This window comes from Promicromonospora sukumoe, assembly GCF_014137995.1.
Lineage (GTDB): Bacteria > Actinomycetota > Actinomycetes > Actinomycetales > Cellulomonadaceae > Promicromonospora > Promicromonospora sukumoe.
In genome coordinates this window covers 3,174,704-3,193,901 of record NZ_JACGWV010000001.1, presented here as the reverse complement: position 1 = coordinate 3,193,901, position 19,198 = coordinate 3,174,704, and the positions used below count along the sequence as shown (strand labels likewise).

The following is a 19,198-nucleotide window of genomic DNA, read 5'->3' as shown; positions in this document are numbered from 1 at the left end:
TCAGCCTTCCAGACGCAGGGGCAGGTCTGCGGCCACGACGAAGCCGCCGTCCGGGGCGTCGCCCGTGGTCAGGGTGCCGCCGAGCAGGGCGACGCGCTCGCGCATCCCGGAGATCCCCGATCCGGGCACGGGGTGGGGGCCGGCCCCGCGCCCGTCGTCGGACACGCGGATCGCGAGCCGGCCGCCGGTGACCCGCGCGGCCACGCTCACCCGCGAGGCGGCGGCGTGCCGCAGCACGTTGGTCAGGGACTCCTGCGCGATCCGGTAGGCGGCGGCGTCGATCGCGCCGTCGAGGACGCCGTCGGGCACGTCGAGCGTGACGTCGACGACGAGTCCGGTGGCGCGGGCCGACGCCGCCAGGGCGTCGACACCCGCGAGGCTCGTGGGTGCGGGTGCCTCTGCCGTCCCCGGTGCCGGGGAACCGCCGTCCGCCGCGTCCAGCGGCCGCCGCAGCACGCGCACCGTCGAGCGCAGCTCGCGCAGCGTGCCCGACGTCGCCTGCCGCACGTGTTCCAGCGCGCCCCGCGCCGCGTCGTCGTCCCGGCCCACGGCCTCGGACGCGACGCCCGAGTGCAGGGCGATGACCGACAGGTTGTGCCCGACGACGTCGTGCAGGTCCCGGGCGATGCGCAGCCGCTCGGCCTGGAGCCGCTGCTCCGCGGCGTGCGCCTCGTGCACCCGTGCCTCCCGGGAGAGCCGCACCGCGACGCCCAGGGCGATGGCCGCGGCGACCAGCGCGAGGTTCGTGACCAGGTCGTACGGCGTCAGGTACTCCTCCTGGGTGCCCGTCACGCGGTAGTAGGTCGCGACCGCCACCAGGACGGCGCCCCCGCCGACGGCCCAGCCGGTGCGGCGCATCTCCGCCGCCGAGTACAGCGCCGCGACCGCGGGCAGGGCCATACCGATCGGCGCGAACTGGAGCGTGTAGTAGGCGAAGACGCCTAGCACCGTCAGCACCACCATGGTGCGCGGCATCCGGCGCCGCAGCAGGACCAGCGCCCCGAAGCCCGCCGCGAACAGGTACGCGCCCGGCCCGGCGTGCCGCGCGGCGTCGGGGTCGGCGGCGATGACGACGGCGACCACCAGCGCCATGGCGATCGCCAGGGCGACGTCGGTGACGCGCGGGTCGACCGTCCGCGGGACCTCGCTCTGCTCGGGCACACCGACACCCTACGGACGCGCCGCCCCTGAGGCATCAGCCCGTGGGCTCAGGGTCGTGTCGCCCCGGGGCGACACCAGGAGACGATCCCGGACCGATGTGGCGGGTGGGGCCCGGCGGGCACCGTCGGGGCATGACCTCACCACAGCTTCCGGCCCGTCCCTCGCCGGGGCCCGTCCCCGGCCCCGCCGCCGTCTCCTGGACCCTCGTCGCGGGCCTCTCCGCGCTGGCCCTGCTCTGGCCGCTGACCGGCCTGACCGGCGCCCTCGGCACCGGCGCGCCCCGGGCGCTGACGATCATCGGCGTCACGGCCGCCGTCTGGATCGGCGTCGTCGGGCTGGGCCGCGTGCCCCGCCCCGTGCTCACCCTGACCCTGACCGGGCTCGCGTACGGGCTGGTCGCCACCGTGATCGGCACGCTGGTCCCGGTGCTCTCGGGCTTCGGCCCCGGCGGCGGCCCCGCGTGGACCCTGGTCCCGGCGCTGGCCTTCGACACGATGTGGGGCGCCCTGGCGGGCGTCGCGGCCGCGGGCGTACAGCGACTGCGCGGGGGTGCCCGATGAGCCGGCGCGTCGGTCCTGCTCGCGTGGCCGGGTCCGTGGCCGCCGGCGGGCTGGCGCTGCTGCTCGGGCTCGCCGGCTGCGGCCTGGTCCCCGGTTCGGTCACCCCCGTGGACGACGTCGAGTTCACGAACGAGCTCGCCATCCCGCCGCTGGCTCCGTCGCGCATGGTGGACGGCACGCGCGTCTTCTCCCTGACCGCCCAGGAGGGCACCACCGAGCTGCTGCCCGGCATCGAGACCCGCACCTGGGGCTTCGACGGCCCCTATCTGGGGCCGACCCTGCGTGCCGAGCGCGGCGAGCGCGTCGCCGTCGAGGTGGCCAACGACCTGCCCGAGGCGACCAGCGTGCACTGGCACGGCATGCACCTGCCCGCCGCCATGGACGGCGGCCCGCACCAGGAGGTCGAGCCGGGCGAGACGTGGCGGCCCACCTGGGAGATCGACCAGCCCGCCGCCACCCTCTGGTACCACCCGCACCCCCACGGAGCCACGGAGAAGCACGTCTACCGCGGCCTGGCGGGCCTGTTCCTCCTGGACGACGACGCCTCGGCCGCCGCCGACCTGCCGAAGGAGTACGGCGTCGACGACGTCCCCGTCGTCGTGCAGGACAAGATGCTCGACGACGACGGCCAGCTCGAGCTGTCGGACAACGGCAGCGAGCCCGGCACCCTCGGCGGGATCGTCCTGGCCAACGGCACCGTCGGCGCGTACCACGAGGTCACCACCGAACGGGTGCGGCTGCGGCTGCTCAACGGGTCGACCGCACGCACCTACCAGCTCGGCTTCCCCGACCGCGAGATGGACCTCGTCGCCACCGACGGCGGGCTGCTCGACGCCCCCGTCCGCCTGAAGCAGGTGCGCCTCGCACCCGGCGAGCGCGCCGAGGTCGTCGTGCGCATGGAACCCGGCGAGACCACGCGCCTGCACTCCTTCGAGGCCGACCTCGGCGGCGTCGTCGTCCCGTTCGCGATGGGCGGCAACGACGCGTTCGACGTCCTGGAGCTCCGCGCCGCCGACTCGCTCACGCCGTCGCCCGAGCCCGCCTGGACGCCGTCGGCCCACGCGGACCACGACACGCTGCGGGAGTCCGAGGCCGCCGTGACGCGCGAGTTCGAGCTCGACGACCGGCACATCAACGGCCGGACCATGGACATGGGCCGCGTCGACGAGGCCGTCACCGTCGGCGACACAGAGATCTGGGAGGTGCGCAGCATCGTGCCGATGCCCCACACCTTCCACGTGCACGACGTCCAGTTCCGCGTCCTGTCCGTCGACGGCGACCCGCCGTCGCCCGAGCTCGCCGGCCCCAAGGACACCGTCTACCTGGAACCCAACCGCACCTACCGGCTGCTCATGCGGTTCGAGGACTACACCGACGCCGACGTGCCCTACATGTTCCACTGCCACATGCTGCTGCACGAGGACGAGGGGATGATGGGCCAGTTCGTCGTCGTCGAACCGGGCCAGGACGTGGGGACGGTGCCGGAGCACGACGGTGACGCGGGACACGGCGGCTCCGGGCCGGACGCGCACCAGGGGCACCACTGAACGTGTGGCACGCTCGCCTGGTGACTCTCACCCTCCCCACCCGCACCACGCACGTCCTGCTCGACCTCGACGGCACCCTCACCGACTCCGCGCCCGGCATCATCGCCTCCCTGCGCACCGGCTTCACCAACGCGGGCTTCGACGTCCCCTCCGACACGGTCCTGCGGACCTTCGTCGGCCCGCCGCTGGGAGCGAGCATGACCGGCATCGGCCTGTCCGACGCCGACGCCGCCACCGTGATCGCCGCCTACCGGAGCGACTACGAGGTGCACGGCATGTTCGACAACTCCGTGATCCCCGACCTCCCGGAGGCGCTCGCGGACCTGCGCGAGGCAGGGATGACGCTCCTGGTCGCGACGGCCAAGCCCGAGCACTACGCGCGGCAGATCGTGGAGCACTTCGGGCTCGACGGGTACCTGGAGGGCGGGCTCGACGGCGTGCACGGCGCGGTCGCCGAGGGGGTCGGCTTGGTGCAGGGCAAGGAGGTCGTGGTGGAGCGCGCGCTGGCGCACGCGGTGGCCCTCGGGGCCGACGCCGGGCAGGTCGTCATGGTGGGCGACCGCGAGCACGACGTGCACGCGGCCGCCCACCACGGCGTGCCGACCATCGGCGTGACCTGGGGCTACGCCGCCCCGGGCGAGCTGGAGGCGGCGGGCGCGGCGGCGGTCGCCACGACCCCGGAGGAGCTGCGCAAGCTGCTCACGTCGTGAGGGCCGTGCCGAACGCGTGCTCGACACGCTCGTCGACCACGACGAACCGCACGTCCCGCAGCTCCGCCTCGGAGTGCTCGGCGAGCCAGTTCCGGGTCGTGACCACGGCGATGCGGGCGACGTCGGGCACGGGCCAGCCGTAGGCGCCCGCGCTCACCGCGGGGAAGGCGATCGACCGCACGTCGAGCTCGGCGGCGACGTCGAGCGAGCGCGCGAAGCAGGACGCGAGCAGGGCGGGGTCGTCCTGGCCGCGGTGCAGGTTCGGCCCGACCGTGTGGATCACCCAGGACGCGGGCAGGTCGAACGCGGGGGTGGCGACGGCGTCCCCGACGGTGAGGCCGTCGCGGTGCGTCGTGTTCCGCAGGCGCCGGCAGGCCTCCAGGAGGCGGGGTCCGGCGGCGGCGTGGATCGCGCCGTCGACCCCGCCGCCGCCCAGCAGCAGGGAGTTGGCTGCGTTGACCACGGCGTCGGCCTCGACGCGGGTGATGTCACCGATCTCGACGGACAGGCTCATGTGGCTGCTCCTGGTGCTGGTGCTGGCGTTTTTGCTGCGCCGGCGGGGCGTTCCATCCATTTGTACTCCTCGGTGACCGGCGTCCAGCCGAACCGCTCGTACAGCCCGTGCGCGTCGGCGGTCGCGAGGATGGTCCGGCGCAGGCCGAGCTGGTCGAGCTCGGCGACGACGCCCGCGACCAGCAGCTTCCCGATGCCCTGCCCGCGCAGGTCCGGGTCCACGATGACGTCGGCGAGCCACGCGAACGTCGCGCCGTCGGTCACGACGCGCGCGAACCCGACCTGCTCGCCCGAGTCGCGGCGGTAGACGCCGTACGGCCGGGAGCCCGCGATGGCGGCGTCCATCACGTCGCGCGGGCGGTCCTTGGCCCAGTAGGTGTGCCGGGAGACGAGCTCGTGCACACGGTCGGCGTCGATGCGGGCGGGGTCGGTGGAGAACTCGTAGGGCGGGTCGTCGTTCATGCGCAGGAGTCAACCACCGGACACCGACATCGGCTGAGGGGATATCGGGTTCGGGGCGGTCGCGCCGTTACGGGTGGTGTGCTGTCGCGGATGGGCTGTCATCAGGCCTGTGCCCTTGGTCGCCGACCGATCCATGCGTACCTGATACGCGGTGGGCGTGCTCCGCGCAGGTTCTTACGCGGCTGGCAGAAGGCCGGCAGGATGGTGGGTGATTGGCTAATATCGAACAAGTGTCCGAAGAGTTGAGGCGTACAGATAACGTGTGGATCAAGGAGGTGGAGACATGGACGACGGGCAGCATGACGACGACATGGGGCATGTGCTCCTTGAGGACACGTGGTCCGAGGAGACGATTCCGCAGGACCCGTTCCCGGACGACTACTTCCTCGGCATACCGGACCCGCCCGAGGGCGTTCCGGACTGGCCGCCGGACGCCGTGCCGGTCGCGCTCTGGCCGCTGGAGCAGCTCCGGTCCGCGCTGAACAGTGCGTACGGTGCCGGTCTGGCGCGGGTGGTCGCGGAGGCGACCGATCCGGACGCAGAGCTGCTCGCGGACCTCCCGGACGACGTACTGGGCGACCTGGTGGTCGCGTGCGGGCGGCTGCAGTCCTGGGCCGCCGGCCTGCAGGCCAGGACGGTGGGCGAGCGGGCAGGCAGGGAGACCAGCCCGCTGGCGCACAGCTCACTGGTCGCGCAGGTGACGAGTGAGCTGGTGGTCACCGGGACGGAGGCCTCGGAGGTCGTGGTGCGCGGCGAGTCCGGCGTCGACCATCCGACGGTGATCAACGCGCTGACCACCGGGCGGATCGACGTGAAGAAGGCGCACACGCTGCTGCGGTCCGCCGCGCAGCTCACGCGCGAGGAACGAGCCGAGGCGATCGAGCGCTACATGCCGCAGGCGCCCTTCCGGACGTGGCGCTGGCTGCGGTCGAAGCTCCTGGCGTTCGCGAAGTCGCGGCACGGCGCGGACGAGACGGCTCGGATCGCCGCCCAGCACCGCAACGTGCAGCTCGACCGCGCGGAGAACGACATGGGCTGGCTGTCCGGGTACCTGCCGGCCGCCGATGCCACCGCGGTGTGGAACGTCATCGACGACATGGCGCGCCAGTTCCAGCGCACCACGGGTGAGAAGCGTGACCTGGGACAGCTGCGCGCCGACTGCCTGACCGGGATCGTGACAGGGCGCCTGGTGCCCGCCGACCGGTTCGTCGAGGTCGATGAGCAAGCCGGACCGGGCACGGACGACACCGTGGGAGCCGCCGCACCGGTCTGCACGTGCGGTGGACGTGCACCGGTCCAGGTCGTCCGAGTCGCCCCGAGCCGGCCTGTCGTGCGGGTCACGGTGCCCGCCAGCGTGCTGCTTGGCCTCGACGACGCCCCCGGCGACCTGGAGGGCTTCGGGGCGATCCCGGCGGAGACGGCTCGGCTGATCGCGACCGACTCGACGTGGCGGCGTCTGGTGACAGATCCCTTCACAGGGGTGCTTCGCGACTACTCGACCACCACCTACCAGCCAGGCAAGGTCCTCCGAGGTGCGGTCGAAGCCAGGGACGCGACGTGCACGTTCCCGGGCTGCGACACCTCGGCGACGTGGTGCGACCTGGACCACATCGAGCCGTTCGACCGCGACCAGAGGTCCAGCGCCGAAGGTGTTCGTGACGGGCAGACACGAGCTTCCAACCTCCATCCGCTCTGTCGGCGGCACCACCTGCTCAAGACGCACGCCGGCTGGGGCGTGGTGCGCGACGCGACGACCGGCATCACGACCTGGACCACGCCATCGGGCAGAGCCGCTACCCGGCCGGCGACCGTGCTGGACACGCACGTCGAGATCGAGGAGGTAGACCCGGTCGCGAGCAGCGACCTGACGTTGCGATTCCTGACGGGCCGACGCCTACAGCACGAGTCCGCCTCGGCCGAACCCGGAACCACGCCGACGCAGACCACTGGTAGTCCGTCCGGCCCCGACGACCCGCCGTTCTGAGTGCCGACGCTCGCTGACCTACCCCACGTATCGACGGCAGAACTCGCGCAGCGGCCCCTCGGGCACGACATCCAGCAGCTCCCGGTACCGCCCGGCCGCCTCGTCGGTGCGGCCGGTCCGGCGGGCCAGGTCGGCGAGGGCGAGGCTCGCGTCGCGGGCGGCGTACGGCGGACCGTCGGCGACCAGCTCCTCGAGCTCGCGCTCGACCGGCACCAGGTCGCCGCCGTCGCGCAGCGCGAGCCGGCCGAGCACCACGAGCCGGGCGACCCGCGTCGCCGGGGAGGGCCAGGTGTCCTGCAGGGCGTCGTAGAGCTGGGCCAGCCGCGGCCAGTCCGTCTCCGCGGCGTCCGACGCCGTGGCGTGCACCCCCGAGATTGCGGCCTCCAGCACGAAGCGGCCGGGCGAGTCCGACGCGCCGGGCGACGTCGACCACGTGAGCGCGGTCGCCGCGTCGTCGAGGCCGGCGCGCAGCAGGCGCCGGTCCCAGGCCGCGCGGTCCACCTCGTCGAGCGGGAGGGCGACGCCGTCGCGCACCCGGCCGGGCCGCCGGGCCAGGCCGAGCCGGCACACCGCGCGCAGGCCGAGCACCTCGGGGTCGCCGGGGTACTCCGCGACCAGGGCCTCGGCCAGCGTTGCCGCGTCCCGTGCCGGGTCCTGCGTGGCGTCCGCGGGTTCGGGCGTCTCTCGCTGCCCCACGGTGAACAGTCCCGCGACGCAGGACAGCACGACGGGCAGCCGCAAGGCCCGCGCGGGCTCGTCCGGCACGGCGAACTCGCCGCGCGTCCGGGCCAGCGCCGACTTGGCGCGGGTCAGCCGGGCGGCCGCGGTCGCCTCCGCGATGCCGAGGTGCCCCGCGATCTGCCGGATCGTCAGCCCGCAGACCACCCGCATCGCGAGCACGAGCTGGGCCCCGGGGGCGAGGGCGTCGTCGCAGGCGACGAAGAGCAGCGCGAGCCGGTCGTCCAGGTCGTCGCCGGGCGTGTGCGGCACGTCCACGTCGGCCACCTCCGGGCGCGCGAGCTGGGGCTGGAGCCGGTAGAGCACCCGCTGGTGGCGCAGCATGTCGAACCACGTGCGCCGGCCGACCTGCACGCACCAGCCGACGAGGTCGTCGATGGCGCCGTCCGGCTGGGCCGCGGCGCGCGCGAACGCCTCCGCGGCGTACTCCTCACCGCGGTCCAGGCTGCGCGTGGTCACGGCGAGCGTCCGCACCACCTGGGGCCAGGCGGTGCGGAACGCCGCGGGATCGATCGGCACTCAGGAGCCGAACTGCACGACCTTGCGCCACTCGACCGCGTTCGAGCTCGGCACGAGCCCGGCGATCTTGCGTGCGGTGGCCTCGTCGCACTCGATCTCGTAGTAGCCGGTGATCACTTCGTTCGTGTCCGTGAACGGTGCGTCGGTGTACACCGGCTCGCCGCCGTCCGCCCCGGCGGTGACCACCCCGCCGTACTTGGCGTTCTGCAGGGCGTTGCTGCCGGTGATCTTCGCCCCGAGCGCGGCCACGGCCTCGCCGAAGCGCTGGTGCGCGGCCATGTCCTCGTCCTCGGACAGGTCCGCGGACGGACCTCCGGGGAGGTACGCGTCCGAATCCCAGTCGTTCTCGCGGATCAGGAAGACCCAGGTGTCGGTCATGTCGTGCTCCTCGTTCGTGGGATGTTGACACGCCTTGGACGGGCGAGCCGCGCCGGAATCGACACCTCCCACGAAACTACTCTCGCGAGATCAGCCGATCACCGCGACCGGCACCGCGATCGGCGTCCCGGAACCGTCCCGGCGGTCGTCGACCTCGGGCAGGTCCACGGGCTGGCCGCCGGCACCGAGCGCCCGCGGGGGAGTGGCGCCGACCCAGGCGAGGATCAGACCGTCCTCACCCTTCAGGAGCCGCTGCGACCGGACACCGCCGGTCGCCCGGCCCTTGCCCGGGTACAGCGCGAACGGCGTCACCTTGCCCGCGCCCGGCTCGATCCCCGGCAGCGAGTCACCGGCGCCCGCGATGGTCACGACGGTCGCCTCGACCCCGGCGGGGACGGCACCGAAGAACACGGCCCGCTTGTCGGCGGCGAGCTTGATGCCCGCCATGCCGCCGGCCGCGCGGCCCTGCGGCCGCACCGAGGACGCGGGGAAGTGCAGCAGCGACGTGTCGTCGGCGACGAACACCAGCTCGTCGTCCTCGCTCACGACGGCGGCACCCACCACGGTGTCGCCGTCCTTGAGCGCGATGACGGGCCACTCGTCGCCCTTGGCCGGGGCGTCCGACGGCGCGATGCGCTTGACGACGCCCTGCGCGGTCCCGACGGCGATCGTCGGGGCCTCCGCGCCGAGGCCGGTCACGCCCAGGACCGTCTCCTTGTGCTCCAGCTCCACCAGCTCGCTGACCGGGATGCCGCCGGACAGCGACGGCGCGCCGTCGGTCGGCGGGAGCGACGGCAGGTCCAGCACGGAGATGCGCAGCATCCGGCCGGCCGACGTCACGAGGCCCACGTGGCCGCGCGTGGACGCGGCGGCGTCGCCCCGCAGGGCGTCGTGCGCGGCGCGGTTGCCCTCGCGGGGCACCGGGACGTCGTCGGGGAGCCGGGCCAGCAGGCCCGTGGCGGACAGCACGACGCGCGTCGGCATGTCCTTGATCTGCAGGTCGATCGGCTCGACGTTCTTCTTGCGCCCGTTCGCCGGGGTCACGGCCACCGAGCCGACGGACCCGCCGGCGGCGTCGAGCAGCACGGTGCGGCGCGGCGTGCCGTACGTGCGCGCCACCTCGCCCATCTCGGTGCTCACCAGGCGGCGCAGCAGCTTCTCGTCGCCGAGGATCTGCTCCAGCTCCGCGATCTCGCGGCGCAGCTCCTCGGCCTCCTTCTCCAGCTCGATGCGGGAGAACTTGGTCAGCCGGCGCAGCTGCAGGTCCAGGATGTAGGACGCCTGCGGCTCGGACAGCTCGAAGATCTCGCGCAGGCGGTCCCGGGCGATGGCGGCGTCGTCGGACGACCGGATCACCTGGATGACCTCGTCGATGTCGACGATCGCGATGAGCAGGCCGTCGACCAGGTGCAGCCGCTCCAGCCGCTTGTCGAGGCGGTACTGCGAGCGGCGCCGCACCACGGAGATGCGGTGGTCCACCCAGACCCGCAGCATCTCGAGCAGGCCGAGCGTGCGCGGCTGGCCGTCGACCAGGGCCACGTTGTTGATGCCGAACGAGTCCTCGAGCGGCGTGACGCGGTAGAGCTGCTCCAGCACGGCGTCCGGGTCGAAGCCGGTCTTGACCTCGATCACGAGGCGCAGGCCGTGCGTGCGGTCGGTGAGGTCCTGGACGTTGGACACGCCCTGGATGCGCTTGGCCTTGACGCCGTCGGCGATCTTCTCGATCACCTTCTCCGGGCCCACCAGGTACGGCAGCTCGGTGACGACGATGCCCTTGCGGCGCGGGGTCACGTTCTCGATCCGCGCGGTGGCGCGGGTGCGGAAGCTGCCGCGGCCGGTGCGGTAGCCGTCGCGCACGCCGTCGAGCCCCACGATCTTGCCGCCCGTGGGCAGGTCCGGGCCGGGCACGAACCGCTGCAGGTCCTCCAGCGTGGCCTCGGGGTTCTTGATCAGGTGCTGCGCCGCGGACACGACCTCGACCAGGTTGTGCGGCGCCATGTTCGTCGCCATGCCGACGGCGATGCCGGACGCGCCGTTGACCAGCAGGTTCGGGATCGCGGCGGGCAGCACCTCGGGCTGGGTGAGCTTGTTGTCGTAGTTCGGCACGAAGTTGACGACGTTCTCGTCGAGCCCCGTGGTCATCGCCATCGACGGCGCCGCGAGCCGCGCCTCCGTGTACCGGGGGGCCGCGGGGCCGTCGTCGAGCGAGCCGAAGTTGCCGTGCCCGTCCACGAGCGGCAGCCGCAGCGAGAAGTCCTGCGCCAGGCGCACCAGCGCGTCGTAGATGGGGGCGTCACCGTGCGGGTGGAGCTTTCCCATCACCTCGCCGACGACGCGCGACGACTTGACGTGCGCGCGGTCGGGGCGCAGCCCCATGTCCGACATCATGTAGAGGATGCGGCGCTGCACCGGCTTGAGGCCGTCGCGCGCATCGGGGAGCGCCCGCGAGTAGATGACGGAGTAGGCGTACTCGAGGAACGAGGTCTCCATCTCCGAGGCGACGTCGATGTCCACGACCTTCTCGTGGATCTCGCTCTCGTCGAGCGGCTGCGACGGCTTGCGCGCCATGGTTCGTGGGGCTCCTGGACTCTGGGGCTGGACGGGGACAGGCAAACCGTACCCCGCACCACCGACACGCACGCCCACCCCACACCGGAACTGGTTCGCTGGTCATGTGCACATTCCGCACCTCACCTGGCACTATTCAGGTATGCCCGAATTGCCGCTGGTCAGCAGGTCGACGACCGTCCCGGGCTGGCTGGCCCGGATCGGCCTCGCCTACGGCGTGGTCGGGGTCAGCGTGGTCCCCGTCCTGGTCCTCGGCGCCCTGGTGACGTGGTGGATGCAGTCCTGGCGCTGCGCCCAGCAGGAGTGGGGCTGCCTCGAGCAGGGCATCACCATGTGGGCCGGGCTGGCGATCCTCGCCTGCGTGCTGCACATCGTCGTCTCGATGCGGGCCGGGCTCGGCGTGGTGCACGGCCTGGTGGTCGTCGCGGTCGCCGCCGTCTCGGCGAACGTGGCCCCCGCGCTCGGCGCGTGGCTGCTGCTCGCGGCGGGTCCCGCGGTCGCGGCGATCCTGACGGCGTCCGGCCCAAACCGCCGCCAGCGCCTGGTCCTGGTGGGCTTCGCCGTGATGCTGCTCGTGGGCATGGTGCTGGTGGGCTGACGCCCGCAGACTTAGCCTTGGTCCCGTGGACCAGCCAGGACGGGCCGACGGGCGGGAGTACCCGGTCGAGTGGGAGGCCGACGTCGTGCTGCGCGACGGCTCGACCACGCACGTGCGGCCCATCCGCCCCGAGGACGCCGACGCGCTCCAGCGTTTCCAGATGGCCCAGTCGGAGCGCTCCACGTACCTGAGGTTCTTCGCCGCGCTGCAGCGCATCCCGGACCGGCTGCTCACCCAGCTCGTCACCGTTGACCATGTGCGCCGGGTCGCGCTCGTCGCGGTCCGGCCCGGGGCGGACGACGACGGCGCGAGCCGCGAGGACATCGTCGGCGTCACGCGCTACGACGTGACCGACGACGAGCCCGGGCGACGCACCGCCGAGGTCGCCTTCAACATCGCGGACGCCCTGCAGGGCCAGGGCCTCGGCTCGGTGCTGCTGGAGCACATCGCCGCAGCCGCGCGCGAGCGGGGCGTGCACCGGTTCATCGCCGAGGTGCTGCCGCAGAATCGCGCCATGCTGGGCGTGTTCCGGGAGGCGGGCTACGACGTCGAGCAGCACCTGGACGACGGCGTGGTGACCGTCTCGGTCGACCTCGACCCCACCGACCGGTCCCGCGAGGTGATGGCCGACCGCGAGCACCGCACCGAGGCCCGCTCCATGCAGGGCCTGCTCTCGGCGCGCCGCGTGCTCCTGGTCGGGCCCACGGGCGCCGCCGGGCCCGCTTCCGCCGCGGAGGACATCGACCAGCTCCTCGTGTCCCGCGTCCGCGAGGCCTACGCCGCCGACCCCGGCGACACCGAGCTCCTGGTGCTTGGCGACGACGTGACCTGGGCGGACCTCGCCCCGAAGAACAACGACACCGAGAGCACCGTCGACCTCGCCGTCGTCGCCGCCCCGCCCGACGAGGTGATCGACGCCGTCCGCCGCCTGCGCGGCACCGGTGCGCACGGCGTCGTCGTGCTCTCGGCGGGCTGGGCCGAGACCGGGCCCGCCGGCGTCGCCCGCCGCCGCGAGCTGCTGCGCACCGCGCACGCCGAGGGCATGCGCGTGGTGGGCCCGGCGAGCTACGGCCTGCTCACCAACGTCCCGGGCGCGAGCCTGCGCGCGAGCCTGGCGCTCACGGCCCCGCGCCCCGGCCGCGTCGGCCTGTTCAGCCAGAGCGCGCCCACCGCCGTCACCGCGGCCGAGACCGTCAAGCGCCGGGGCCTGGGCCTGTCCACGCTCGTCTCGGCGGGGCACCGGGCGGACGTGTCGGGCAACGACGTCATGCAGTACTGGCAGGACGACCCGCACACCGACGTCGTCTGCCTGTACCTGGAGACGCTCGGCAACCCCCGCAAGTTCTCGCGCATCGCCCGCCGCCTCGCGCTGGTCAAGCCCGTGGTCGTGGTCGTGGCGGGCCGGCACGGCAGCGTGGTGCCGCCCGGGCACACCGTCCGGGCCACGCGCGCCCCGCGCCGCATGCTCGACGAGGTGCTGCGGCAGTCGGGCGTGATCCGCGCGGAGAACACCCACCAGCTCATGGACGTCGCGCAGGTGCTCGCCCACCAGCCGCTCCCGACGGGCGGCCGGGTGGGCATCCTCGCGAGCTCGCCGTCGCTCGCGGCGCTCGTGGCCGACGCCGTCGCCGCGGCGGGCCTGACCGTCGTCGGGCCGCCGGAGCCGCTGTCCGCGGGGGCGCCCGACGACGAGATCGCCGCCGCCGTCGACGCCCTGTACGGGCCGGACGCGTGCGACGCCGTCGTCGTGGTCTCCGTGCCCGTGGTGCTGCCGCGTACCGACGCGATGGCGCGCGCGGTGGCGGAGGCCGCCGCCCGCACCGGCCGCACCACCGTGGTCAGCGCGCTGGGCCTGCACGGCATGCCGGACGAGCTCGCCGCGACCGTGCCCGAGGGCCTGCCGGGCGCGGGCGAGGAGATCCGCATCCCCGCCTTCTCCACGCCCGAGGACGCCGTCTGGGCGCTCGGCGAGGTGGTGCGCTACGCGCGGTGGCGCACCCAGGACCACGGCAGCCCGGTCCGCCCGGCCCTCCGGGAGGGCGTGTCCGACGGCGTGGCCCGCACCCAGGCGCGCACCCTCGTCGGGTCGCTGCTCGCCCGCCACCCCGACGGCACGACCCTGGACCAGGACGCCGCGACCGAGCTGCTCGCCTGCTACGGCCTGCGGCTGTGGGGCTCCCGCAGCGTCCGCGCGCCCCAGGAGGCGGTGGCCGCCGCGGAGGAGCTGGGCTGGCCCGTGGCCCTCAAGATCGCCTCGCCCGCGCTGCGGCACCGCGCCGACCTGGGCGGCGTACGCCTCGACATCGCGGACGCCGAGGACCTCGTCGAGGACGCCGAGCGGATGCTCGCCTCGGCGTCGGCCCTGCTGCCCGCCCCGGACCCGGTGCTGGAGGTGCAGGCCATGGCGCCCACGGGCGTGGCGTGCGTGGTGCGGTCCGTGGAGGACGAGCTGTTCGGTCCCGTGGTCTCCTTCGGCGTGGCGGGCGACGCCGTCGACCTGCTCGACGACGTGACCCACGGCGTGCCGCCGCTGACCGACGTGGACGTGGCCCGGATGGTGCGCGGCGTGCGTGCCGCGCCCCGGCTGTTCGGCTACCAGGGGGCGCCGGCCGCCGACGTCGCCGCCCTGGAGGACGTGCTGGCCCGCGTCTCGGTCATGGCGGAGGACCTGCCGGAGCTCGCGTCGGTGGAGCTGTACCCGGTCGCGGTGGCGGAGCGCGGGGCCTCGGTGCTGCACGCCACGATCCGCCTTCGACCCGCCGAACGGCGCACGGACGCCCTGCGCAGAGCGCTGCCGGGCTAACGGCGGGACCCCCTCTCGTGGGATGATTCGACTGTGCCCCATGCCCCTACCGATGCCCGTGACGACCTGACCGCCCACCTGCACCGGGCCGGCTACTACCCCGAGCTCGTCGCCGACGTGCTCGACGTGGCCCTGGCCGGCGAGGAGGTGGTGGCCCACCTCGTGCAGGCCGAGACCACCTTCGACTCGGAGGTGCGCCGGCACCTGACCGTCCTGGTGCTGACACCGACCCGCCTGGTCACCGCGCACGTGGACGACCACACGGGGGAGGACCCGGCCAGGCCCGGCTCGGCGTCCGCCACCACCGAGGTGGTCCCGGTGCGCGAGATCCGCTCCGTGGCGCTGACCCACGTGATCGCGGACCCGGAGCGCTACCCGCGCCGCGGCGCGACGCGCGAGGTCACGCTCGCGGTGGGCTGGGGCGCCGTCTCCCGCGTCGACCTGGAGCCGGCCTCCTGCGTGGACCCGAACTGCACGGCCGACCACGGTCTGACCGGCCAGGTGACGCCCGACGACGTCGTGGTCCGCGTCTCCGGCGAGGCCGAGGGCGACGCCGCGGTCCGGGCCGCCGTCGACTTCGCCAAGGCCCTGTCCCTGGCCACGTCTGCGTGAGCGCACCGCACCTGCCCGAGCCCCTGGTCGCGCCGTCCTACGACACGGCCAGCCTCGCCGCCGTCCTGCCCGCCGCCGCGGGCGCCCTGGGCCACGACCTCACCACGGCCACGGGCCTGGGCTCGGCCGCGAGCCGCGCCGCCCTCGGCCTGCCCGACGCCGACCGCGTGGTCGTCGTGCTGGTCGACGGGCTCGGCCTGCGCAACCTCGCCGAGCGCGGCGGGCACGCGCCGTTCCTGCGCGGGCTGCTGCGGGACCGGGGCGAGGAGGAGGCGACGCTCACCTCCAGCTTCCCGTCGACGACGGCGTCGGCCCTGAGCATCCTCGGGACGGGCACCGCCCCCGGCCGCACCGGGATGGTCGGCTACACGCAGCGCGACGCCGCCACCGGCAGGCTCGCCTCCGTGGTGCAGTGGCGCGACCTCGGCGACCCCGCCGACGTGCAGCGCGAGCCCACCGTCCTGGAGACGCTCGCCGCCGCCGGCACGCGCGTGGTGGCCCCCGGCCCGCGCAAGTTCGCGGGCTCCGGCATGAGCCAGGCCGCGCTGCGGGGCCCCGCCCACGTCGCCGCCGAGACCTTCGAGCAGCGCGTGGACGCCACCGTCGCGGCGCTGCGGCGGCCGGCCGACCCGCAGGGCACCGGGCAGAGCCTCGTCTACCTGTACCAGGGCGACGTCGACAAGACGGGGCACGGCTTCGGCTGGGACTCCTGGCAGTGGGGCGACGCGCTGGAGTCGACCGACCGGGAGCTGGCCCGTCTGCTGCGGAGCGTCCCGCGCGGCACGCTGGTGCTCGTCACGGCCGACCACGGCCAGATCAAGGCCGACCCCGGCCTCCAGTGGGACGTCGCGACCGACCCCGCGCTGTACCCCGGCGTCGCCATGGTGGGTGGCGAGCCGCGCGCCCTGCACCTCTACACCGAGCCCGGCACCGACCCGGCCGACGTCGCCGCGCGGTGGACCGAGCGGCTGGGCGACCACGCCCTGGTCGTGCTCCGGGACCGGGCCGTCGCGGACGGCTGGTTCGGGCCGGTCGCCGAGCACGTGCTGCCCGCGCTCGGGGACGTGGTGGTGGCGATGACCGGCGCCGCCACCGTCGTCGACTCCCGGGTGCACTCCGCGAACGCCCGGGCCATGCCCGGCGTGCACGGCTCCCTCACCCCGCACGAGATGCTCGTGCCGTTCCTGACCGCGCTCTCCTAGGAACTCCTGTGGCTCAGCTCGTCTTCTTCTCCGGGACCATGGACTCCGGCAAGTCCACCCTCGCCCTGCAGACCGACCACAACTTCCGCGCCCGCGGACGCGCGGGGCTCATCTTCAGCCGCGGCGACCGGGCCGGCGCCGACCGCGTCTCCAGCCGGCTGGGCCTGGAGGTCGCGGCCGTCGAGGTCACCGACGACACCGACTTCTGGGTCGAGATCGGCGCGCGGCGGGCGGGCGGCGAGGCCGTCGACTACCTCGTGTGCGACGAGGCGCAGTTCTACTCGCCCGCGCAGGTGGAGCAGCTCGCCCGGCTGGTGGACGAGACGGAGATCGACATCTTCGCGTTCGGCATCACCACCGACTTCCGCACCCGGCTCTTCCCCGGATCGGCCCGGCTCATCGAGCTCGCCGACCGCGTCGAGCTGCTCCAGGTGCAGTCCCTGTGCTGGTGCGGCGCCCGCGCCACGCACAACGCACGCACCGTCGACGGCATCATGGTCACCGAGGGCGAGCAGGTGGTGATCGGCGACGTCGGCCTCGCCGAGGTCGCGTACGAGGTGCTCTGCCGCCGCCACCACATGCGCCGCATGACCGCCCTGACGGCGCGCCGCCACTCGGTGGACGAGTCCCTCTGGGACTAGACCACCGGGTGGCGGACCGGCTCGGCTAGACCTCCGGGCGCGAGCCGAAGACGATCTCGTCCCAGCTCGGCACCTGGGCGCGCGACTTGCGGCCCCGCTTCGGGGCCGGCCGCTTGGCGACCGCGGGCTCCTTGCCCGGCACGTTCGCCGGCTCCGGCGGCGGGACGGGCTCGGGCTCCGGGGCACGCTCCGGCTCGGGCGCCGGCTGCTGGTCCGACGACGCCGGGCCGGGCGCCGGGATCTCCCACTGGCTCGGCCCCTCCCACTCCAGGTCGGCGGGGGAGTCCGGCACCTTGACCGACGGCATCTTGGGGCGGTTCCCGCCCCGGCGCGCGCCGATGTCGACGACGGCCGCGGCCGGCTCCGGCGCGGACTCGTCGGGCTCGTCCGGGCTGGCCGCCGAGCCCGGTCCGCTGGCGTGGCCGTCGTCCAGGGCGTCGAGCTCCAGCAGGTCGGGCATACCGACGTCGGGCGCGGAACGGCGCGAGGGGCGCTGGCCGCGCCGCTCGGAGAGGTTGTCCAGCAGCAGGTCCGTGTCGTCGGGCTCGGGCGGCGCGGGCCGGGACCCGCGCGCGCCGAGGCGCTGCGGCGGCAGGGCGGACACGCCGGCCAGCACCGGCCCGTCGTCGTCCTCCGGGAGGCCGAGCCAGCGGGCCTCGTCGTCGAGTGCCGTCACGAAGCCGCCCCGCGGCTCGAGGGACCAGCGGGCCAGCCGCGGACGCTCGCCCGCGCTGAACTCGACCTGCACGATCCAGGGGTGGTTGCCCTCGCGGGTGGCGGTCCACCGCGCGTCGTCGGGCCGTACGCCGCGCGAGCGCAGGCGCTCGTCGGCGACCTCGCCGAGCGTGGTCGCGCTGTCGTCGTCGGTCAGGACGGCCTTGGCGCGGACGCGCGAGATCGCGTGCTCGCGCTCGGAGATGACGGGGTACTCGAAGCGCCGCACGTGCTCGACGGGCAGGCCCGACGCCTCGGCCAGCGCCTCGCAGGTCTCGCCCGCGCGCAGGCGCGCCTGGATCTCGCGGGGACGCAGCGTGGACTCCTCCTGGGCCCGGATCGACTCCATGCGCGGACGGTCACCCCGGAGGGCGGCGCGCAGGGCGTCGGTGATCGGCAGGGTGCTCTGGGTGCCGTCGCGCGCGGCGAGGACGAGGCGTTCACCGTCCTCGTGCAGCCTCACCAGCTCCAGCTCGTCCATGCCAGTCCTCCCGGGGTGGTCCTGTGCCCCGAGCCTGCCACCGAGCGGCGGCGGCGTGGCGCAGGCGCGTCGGTGTGCCGCCGGATCGTAGCCCGCCTGCGGGTGCGGCAGGATGGGCGCGTGATCTCACCCGCACCGCACGAGCTGCCCGACGGCGTCACCGTCACCGCCCTCCGCGATCTCGCCGTCCGCCTCGCGACGGCCGCCGGAACCCTGGTGCGGGAGGGCAGACCCGAACGGGTCGAGGTGGCCGCGACCAAGTCGAGCGACGTGGACCCGGTCACGGTCATGGACCGTGCCTCCGAGGAGCTGCTGCGCGAGATGATCGCCGCCGAGCGGCCCGACGACGCGATCCTGGGCGAGGAGGGCGACGACGTCGCCGGCACCAGCGGGCTGACCTGGGTGCTCGACCCGATCGACGGCACCGTGAACTACCTGTACGGGGTGGCGTCCTGGGCGGTGTCGGTGGCGGTCGTGGCCGGCCCGCCGGAGCCCGCCTCGTGGACCGTGCTGGCCGGCTGCGTGCACAGCATCGCCGACGGGCGCACCTGGTCGGCCGGGCTCGGGGAGGGCGCGACCCGCGACGGCGCGCCGATCCGGTCGGGCGCCCCGGCGTCCCTGAGCACCTCGCTGCTGGGCACGGGCTTCGGGTACGACGCCGTGCGCCGGTCCGAGCAGGCCCAGGTCCTGGCGCAGGTGCTGCCGCGGGTCCGGGACATCCGCCGCCTCGGCTCCGCCGCCATCGACCTCTGCCTGCTCGCCGACGGCTCCCTCGACCTGTACTACGAGCGCGGCCTGAACCCGTGGGACATGGCCGCGGGCGTGGTCGTGGCGACCGAGGCGGGCGCCGTGGTGACCGGCCTGCGGGGCCGTCCGGCGGGCAACGCGATGACCGTCGCGGGGCCGCGGGACCTCGTCCCCGAGCTCGTCACGATCCTCGAGGCGGCGGACGCCGACGGCGCGGGCGACACCGCGGGTGACACCCGTGGGTGATCTTTTTTTATGAC

The 19,198-nt window shown here is 74.4% G+C and carries 17 protein-coding genes; 10 read left to right on the top strand and 7 right to left on the bottom strand.

Annotated features, from left to right (window positions below; all coding sequences use genetic code 11):
* The gene (locus FHX71_RS14155; RefSeq protein ID WP_182617302.1) at window positions 1–1,161 is read right to left on the bottom strand and encodes a sensor histidine kinase; all 1,161 of its coding nucleotides are present in this window, start codon (window positions 1,159–1,161) and stop codon (window positions 1–3) included.
* Window positions 1,162–1,292: 131 nt separating this feature from the next.
* Between FHX71_RS14155 and FHX71_RS14150 the strand changes: the two genes are divergently transcribed.
* From FHX71_RS14150 to FHX71_RS14140, 3 genes are read left to right on the top strand one after another with little or no spacing between them, the layout of a single operon-like run.
* Window positions 1,293–1,721: a hypothetical protein gene (locus tag FHX71_RS14150; protein ID WP_182617300.1), complete on the top strand. Its 429-nt coding sequence runs from the start codon at window positions 1,293–1,295 to the stop codon at window positions 1,719–1,721.
* On the top strand, window positions 1,718–3,268 hold the full coding sequence (locus FHX71_RS14145) for a multicopper oxidase family protein (RefSeq protein ID WP_182617296.1): 1,551 nt from the start codon (window positions 1,718–1,720) through the stop codon (window positions 3,266–3,268). The genes FHX71_RS14150 and FHX71_RS14145 overlap by 4 nt, the downstream gene beginning before the upstream one ends.
* Window positions 3,269–3,288: 20 nt before the next feature.
* Window positions 3,289–3,978 (top strand): HAD hydrolase-like protein, encoded by a 690-nt coding sequence (locus FHX71_RS14140; protein WP_182617287.1) that lies wholly within the window; start codon window positions 3,289–3,291, stop codon window positions 3,976–3,978.
* Here the strand turns inward: FHX71_RS14140 and FHX71_RS14135 are convergent.
* Complete coding sequence (locus tag FHX71_RS14135; RefSeq protein WP_182617285.1) at window positions 3,968–4,492, bottom strand: O-acetyl-ADP-ribose deacetylase; 525 nt, start codon at window positions 4,490–4,492, stop codon at window positions 3,968–3,970. The two genes, FHX71_RS14140 and FHX71_RS14135, sit on opposite strands and share 11 nt — an antisense overlap.
* Window positions 4,489–4,953, bottom strand: coding sequence for a GNAT family N-acetyltransferase (locus FHX71_RS14130; RefSeq protein WP_182617283.1), 465 nt, complete (start codon window positions 4,951–4,953; stop codon window positions 4,489–4,491). The genes FHX71_RS14135 and FHX71_RS14130 overlap by 4 nt, the downstream gene beginning before the upstream one ends.
* Before the next feature lie 283 nt (window positions 4,954–5,236).
* Here FHX71_RS14130 and FHX71_RS14125 point away from each other — a divergent pair, with 283 nt between their 5' ends.
* Entirely contained in the window at window positions 5,237–6,937 is a 1,701-nt protein-coding gene (locus tag FHX71_RS14125) for an HNH endonuclease signature motif containing protein (RefSeq protein ID WP_182617281.1), read from the top strand.
* Between the two features lie 18 nt (window positions 6,938–6,955).
* On the opposite strand, the gene FHX71_RS14120 is transcribed toward FHX71_RS14125, so the two are convergent.
* The 3 genes from FHX71_RS14120 to FHX71_RS14110 all read right to left on the bottom strand — a co-directional run bounded on the left by FHX71_RS14120 (window position 6,956) and on the right by FHX71_RS14110 (window position 11,140).
* Window positions 6,956–8,194 carry a DUF6596 domain-containing protein gene (locus FHX71_RS14120; protein WP_182617279.1) on the bottom strand — a complete coding sequence of 413 codons (1,239 nt, stop codon included), beginning with the start codon at window positions 8,192–8,194 and terminating at the stop codon, window positions 6,956–6,958.
* On the bottom strand, window positions 8,195–8,572 hold the full coding sequence (locus tag FHX71_RS14115; protein ID WP_182617277.1) for a YciI family protein: 378 nt from the start codon (window positions 8,570–8,572) through the stop codon (window positions 8,195–8,197).
* A 90-nt stretch (window positions 8,573–8,662) separates the two neighbouring features.
* Entirely contained in the window at window positions 8,663–11,140 is a 2,478-nt protein-coding gene (locus tag FHX71_RS14110) for a DNA gyrase/topoisomerase IV subunit A (RefSeq protein WP_182617275.1), read from the bottom strand.
* A gap of 142 nt (window positions 11,141–11,282) precedes the next feature.
* On the opposite strand from FHX71_RS14110, the gene FHX71_RS14105 reads away from it, so the two are divergent.
* Genes FHX71_RS14105 through FHX71_RS14085 form a run of 5 tightly spaced genes read left to right on the top strand, consistent with a single transcriptional unit; the run spans window position 11,283 to window position 16,996 of the window.
* On the top strand, window positions 11,283–11,738 hold the full coding sequence (locus tag FHX71_RS14105; protein ID WP_182617273.1) for a hypothetical protein: 456 nt from the start codon (window positions 11,283–11,285) through the stop codon (window positions 11,736–11,738).
* A gap of 25 nt (window positions 11,739–11,763) precedes the next feature.
* A complete protein-coding gene (locus FHX71_RS14100; protein ID WP_182617261.1) occupies window positions 11,764–14,541 on the top strand; it encodes a bifunctional acetate--CoA ligase family protein/GNAT family N-acetyltransferase in 2,778 nt (925 codons plus the stop codon).
* A 33-nt stretch (window positions 14,542–14,574) separates the two neighbouring features.
* Window positions 14,575–15,153: a DUF5998 family protein gene (locus FHX71_RS14095; protein WP_182617259.1), complete on the top strand. Its 579-nt coding sequence runs from the start codon at window positions 14,575–14,577 to the stop codon at window positions 15,151–15,153.
* A complete protein-coding gene (locus FHX71_RS14090; RefSeq protein WP_182617257.1) occupies window positions 15,150–16,355 on the top strand; it encodes an alkaline phosphatase family protein in 1,206 nt (401 codons plus the stop codon). Before FHX71_RS14095 ends, FHX71_RS14090 begins: the two co-directional genes overlap by 4 nt.
* A gap of 8 nt (window positions 16,356–16,363) precedes the next feature.
* Window positions 16,364–16,996 carry a thymidine kinase gene (locus FHX71_RS14085; RefSeq protein WP_182617255.1) on the top strand — a complete coding sequence of 211 codons (633 nt, stop codon included), beginning with the start codon at window positions 16,364–16,366 and terminating at the stop codon, window positions 16,994–16,996.
* 25 nt (window positions 16,997–17,021) lie between these two features.
* On the opposite strand, the gene sepH is transcribed toward FHX71_RS14085, so the two are convergent.
* Window positions 17,022–18,191: a septation protein SepH gene (gene sepH / locus FHX71_RS14080; protein ID WP_182617253.1), complete on the bottom strand. Its 1,170-nt coding sequence runs from the start codon at window positions 18,189–18,191 to the stop codon at window positions 17,022–17,024.
* A gap of 120 nt (window positions 18,192–18,311) precedes the next feature.
* On the opposite strand from sepH, the gene FHX71_RS14075 reads away from it, so the two are divergent.
* Window positions 18,312–19,184, top strand: a complete 873-nt coding sequence (locus FHX71_RS14075; protein ID WP_182617251.1) for an inositol monophosphatase family protein — start codon at window positions 18,312–18,314, stop codon at window positions 19,182–19,184.
* Window positions 19,185–19,198: the final 14 nt, after the last annotated feature.